At 73.2% G+C, this 3,882-nt stretch carries 4 protein-coding genes and 1 pseudogene; 3 read left to right on the top strand and 2 right to left on the bottom strand.

Features of this window, described 5'->3' with window-relative positions:
- On the top strand, window positions 1–379 hold a 379-nt coding region (locus J0670_RS32600), incomplete at its 5' end, for an MBL fold metallo-hydrolase (protein WP_207815700.1).
- A gap of 12 nt (window positions 380–391) precedes the next feature.
- Here J0670_RS32600 and J0670_RS32605 read toward each other — a convergent pair.
- The gene (locus J0670_RS32605) at window positions 392–1,615 is read right to left on the bottom strand and encodes a cytochrome P450 (protein ID WP_307806798.1); all 1,224 of its coding nucleotides are present in this window, start codon (window positions 1,613–1,615) and stop codon (window positions 392–394) included.
- A gap of 170 nt (window positions 1,616–1,785) precedes the next feature.
- Here J0670_RS32605 and J0670_RS40655 point away from each other — a divergent pair.
- Window positions 1,786–2,046: pseudogene (locus tag J0670_RS40655) on the top strand (putative glycolipid-binding domain-containing protein); the annotation flags it as partial.
- Between the two features lie 111 nt (window positions 2,047–2,157).
- On the opposite strand, the gene J0670_RS32615 reads toward J0670_RS40655, so the two are convergent.
- Window positions 2,158–2,649, bottom strand: a complete 492-nt coding sequence (locus J0670_RS32615; protein ID WP_207815701.1) for a GNAT family N-acetyltransferase — start codon at window positions 2,647–2,649, stop codon at window positions 2,158–2,160.
- Window positions 2,650–2,846: 197 nt separating this feature from the next.
- On the opposite strand from J0670_RS32615, the gene J0670_RS32620 reads away from it, so the two are divergent.
- Window positions 2,847–3,882: hypothetical protein (locus J0670_RS32620; protein WP_207815702.1), on the top strand; the 1,036-nt coding region annotated here is incomplete at its 3' end.

The raw sequence follows: 3,882 nt of genomic DNA on the forward strand, positions 1-3,882 counted from the left end.
GGTGTTCGCGGACAGCGTGGCGCCGGTGCTGGCCGCCGGGCAGGTGGACCTGTGGTCGGGCGAGCGGACCATCGGCGCAGGGCTGGTCCTCCAGGAGGCCCCCGGCCACACGCCGGGCTCCTCGGTGCTGCACCTGGAATCGGGCGGTGAACGGGCCGTGTTCACGGGGGACCTGCTGCACTCGCCGGTGCAGCTGGCCCATCCCTCGTGCAGCAGCGGCTTCTGCCTGGACCCGGCCCGGTCCGCGAAGAGCCGTCTGCGGATTCTGCAACAGGCTGCGGACCAAGGGGAGTTGCTGCTCCCGGCGCACTTCGCGGGCGAGGGCGCGGCCTATGTCGAGCGGACGGGGGCGGGTTTCGCCCCGCGCTGGGTGAACTGACGGCGACGGGCGTCAGAGCGCCGCCTCCCCGGTCAGCAGGACGGGCAGGGCGCGGTGGCCGTTGGAGATCAGGGAGTCCACGGGTTCCAGTTCCACGCCCGGGACCAGGGCCAGGCGCGGGAAGCGTTCGAACAGGGCGCGTAGCGCGGTGCGCGCCTCCAGACGGGCCAGTGGCGCGCCGAGGCAGTAGTGCGGGCCGTGGCCGAAGGCGAGATGGTCCTTGACCGGGCGGGTGACGTCGAAGACGGCGCCGGTGTCGCCGTAGCGCACCGGGTGGCGGCCGGCGGCGGCGTAGGCGGGCAGGATCGCCTCGCCCCGGCGGATCGTCACCCCGCCCGGCAGCCGGATGTCCTCCATCGCGAAGCGCAGCGGCAGGTGCGCCACCGGTGCCTCGCGGCGCAGCGCCTCCTCGACGACGTCCGGCCAACCGACCTTGCCGGCGCGTACGAGGTCGAGCTGTTCGGGGTGGGTGAGCAGCAGTGCGATGGCGTTGTCGATCAGGTTGACGGTGGTCTCGTAGCCGGCGGAGACGATCAGCAGCAGGGTGTCGCGCAGTTCCTCCTCGGTCAGGGCGCCGCCGTCGCCCTCGGTGTCGCGGGCGGCGATCAGCAGCGAGGTCATGTCGTCGCCGGGGTGCTCGCGCTTGGCGGCGATCAGTTCCTCCAGCATCGCGAGGAACGCGGCGGCGTTGGCGGCGGACTCCTCGGGGCTCAGGACGGTGGAGAAGACCCGGTCGACGTGGTGGCGGAAACCCTCGCGCAGGGTGGCGGGCAGGCCCAGCAGCCGGCCGATGACCTGGATCGGCAAGGGGTGGGCCAGATGCTCGCGCAGGTCCACCACGGTGCCCGGCGGGATCTTCGCGAGCGCGTCGATCAGACCGCGGGTGAGCTCCTCGACCTGCCCCGTCAGGGTGGCGACCTGGCGGGCGGTGAACGCCGAGCCGACCAGTCGGCGCAGCCGGCGGTGGTCGTCGCCGTGGGCGGAGAACATGTTGCGCGCGCTCACCCACAGGGCCAGCGGCCAGGTCGGCACGACCCGTTCGAAGTCCGGCCAGTGCCGGTGGGCGTCCTTGGACACCCGCGGGTCTGTGAGCAGTTCCTCCAGCAGCAACGGGTCGGCCACCGCCCAGGCGTGGACGCCGAGGATGTCCACGGGGACGGCCGCTCCGCGCGCGAACAGTTCGGCGCTCTCGGCGTCGCGGTCGCGGCCGGTGGGGTCCAGCACGAGACGGTCCACGAGGGGCTCCTCCACATCGGCGTGGTGACGGCGCGCGGGCACGCACCGGGTCGAGGATGCGGCCGCGTGGGCCTTCGCGTCGAGAGGGCCCGCCTCCGGTGTCGCGAGAGGCAGTCCCCCCGCGTCGAGACGCGGGTCGTGGTGTCGGGGGTGGGCACTACGGTGCCTGGATGACTTCCCGTACCACTGTGCCCACCTGGCGGATCACCGAGACCGAGGGCCTGGAGAGCGCCTGGATCGATCTCGGCCCCGCCGCGCTGACCGCTCATGGGCGTGTCGCCGCCGCGACTCCCACGCCCTATTGGCTCACCTACCGGCTGGAGACCGGTGAGGACTACATCACCCGCCGCCTGCTCGTCACCGCTCACACCCCGGACGGCACCCGCACGCTCGACCTGTGCCGTGACGACGACGGCCGCTGGAGCGCCGACGGCATCGAGCGTCCCGACAGCGCCCCGTATCCGCGCAGTGGGCCGCCGAGCTCGCCCCCTGCTGAAGGCCTGAGCGGCCCGGGGCCGCCCGCTGCGGGCCGCTCAGGCGCGTCAGTCGGCCAGTGCCAGGCGCCAGTTGTTGGAGCGGATGTGGTGGCCGGGCGGGTACTCGAAGGCGACCTCGCCGACCAGCTCGAAGCCCGCCTTGCGGCACACCGCGTTGGAGGCGCCGTGGTGCACCGAGGGGAAGGCGTGCAGCCAGGGCAGCGTGCCCTCGCGCCCGGCCCGCCGCGCGCACAGCAGCAGCGCCTGTACCGCCAGGCCCCGCCCCTGGAACGCGGGCAGGACGGCGTAACCGGTCTCGTACACGTCCCGGCCCTGCCAGTCGTGCGTCCAGTACCCGACCGACCCGGCGACCTCGCCCTCGTGCAGGAGCAGGAACATCTGCCCGCCGGTGAGCGCGAGGTAGCGCTCGTGGCGCCGCTCCACCTGTTCGGTGCTCTCCACCCCGCCCAGGTGCTCGGTCAGTTCGGGGGTGTTCTGGCGGTGCAGCAGGTCCAGGCCCTGCTCGGACCACGGCGCGAGGGTGAGGGAATCCGTCATGGCGCGCACCCTAGCGCCGGGGTCCGACATGGTGTCCGGTGAGGTGCCGATGCCCGTACGCCACGGCCGGTGTGACAAATCCCGGAGGCCTGTGTCGGGTGGCGTGGCTTCGGTAGCGTTCGTGATCGAAGCGCCTGGCCGGCGGTGGTCCCGGTCCGGCGTCTTCGGCTCGCTGACACCGAAGGGGAAGGCGTCACATGACGGACAAGCACGTGAAGTCCTGGGGTAACAACCGTGCCGGGCAGCTCGGCGACGGCACCTGGGCCGACCTGCGGACCTCCGCCACCGCCGTGCACGGTCTGACCGGTGCCGAGGTCATCAGGATCGCCGCCGGCGGCGCGGGAGCGGCCACCGGCCACGGCCTGGCCCTGCTGGCCGAGGGCACCGTGCGGTCCTGGGGCGCCAACGAATCCGGACAGCTCGGCGACGGCACGGGCTTCGGCCACAACACGCCGGGCCGGGTCGTGAACCTGAGGGACGTCACCGACGTCGCCGCCGGCGGCGCCCACAGCCTCGCTCTGCTCGCCGAGGGGACCGTGTTCGCCTGGGGTCGCAACATCCACGGCCAGCTCGGCGACGGCACCACCGCCGACAACGGCGTGCCCGTCCGGGTCGAGGGTCTCACCGAGGTGGTCGCGATCGCCGCAGGCCTTCACCACAGCGTCGCCCTGCGCGAGGACGGCACCGTCTGGGCCTGGGGCCGCAACGTCAACGGCCAGCTCGGCGACGGCACGTCGACCAGCCGCACCGTCCCCGTACCCGTGAAGGGCCTGAGCGGCGTCACCCGCATCGCCGCCGGCGCGGGCCACAGCCTCGCCCTGATCGGTACTCCGGGCAGGGCCACCACGCTCAAGGCCTGGGGCCACAACGATCGCGGCCAGCTCGGCGACAACACCACCATCAACCGCTACACCCCGGTCAGCGCCCAGGGTCACCACCTCGCCGGCATCACGCACATCGCCGCCGGCGCGGGCCACAGCCTGGCCCTCGTCGACGGCGGCAACCTCAGGGCCTGGGGGCGCAACACCTGCGGCCAACTCGGCGACGGCACCACCGACTTCCGTGCCGCCCCCGTCCCCGTCCCGGGTATGAGCGGCATCCGGCTCGTGGCCGGCGGCCGCGAACACACCGTCGTCCTGCTCGCCGACAACACCTTGCGCTCCTGGGGCCACAACTCCTCCGGTCAGCTCGGCGACGGCACCACCATCGACAGTCCCACCCCGGTCACCACCC

The organism is Streptomyces sp. FH025, assembly GCF_017427025.1.
Lineage (GTDB): Bacteria > Actinomycetota > Actinomycetes > Streptomycetales > Streptomycetaceae > Kitasatospora.

Excerpts from the sequence above, each read along its gene's own strand:
- J0670_RS32615 (WP_207815701.1), bottom strand. The coding sequence starts at position 2,649 with ATGACGGATTCCCTCACCCTCGCGCCGTGGTCCGAGCAGGGCCTGGAC.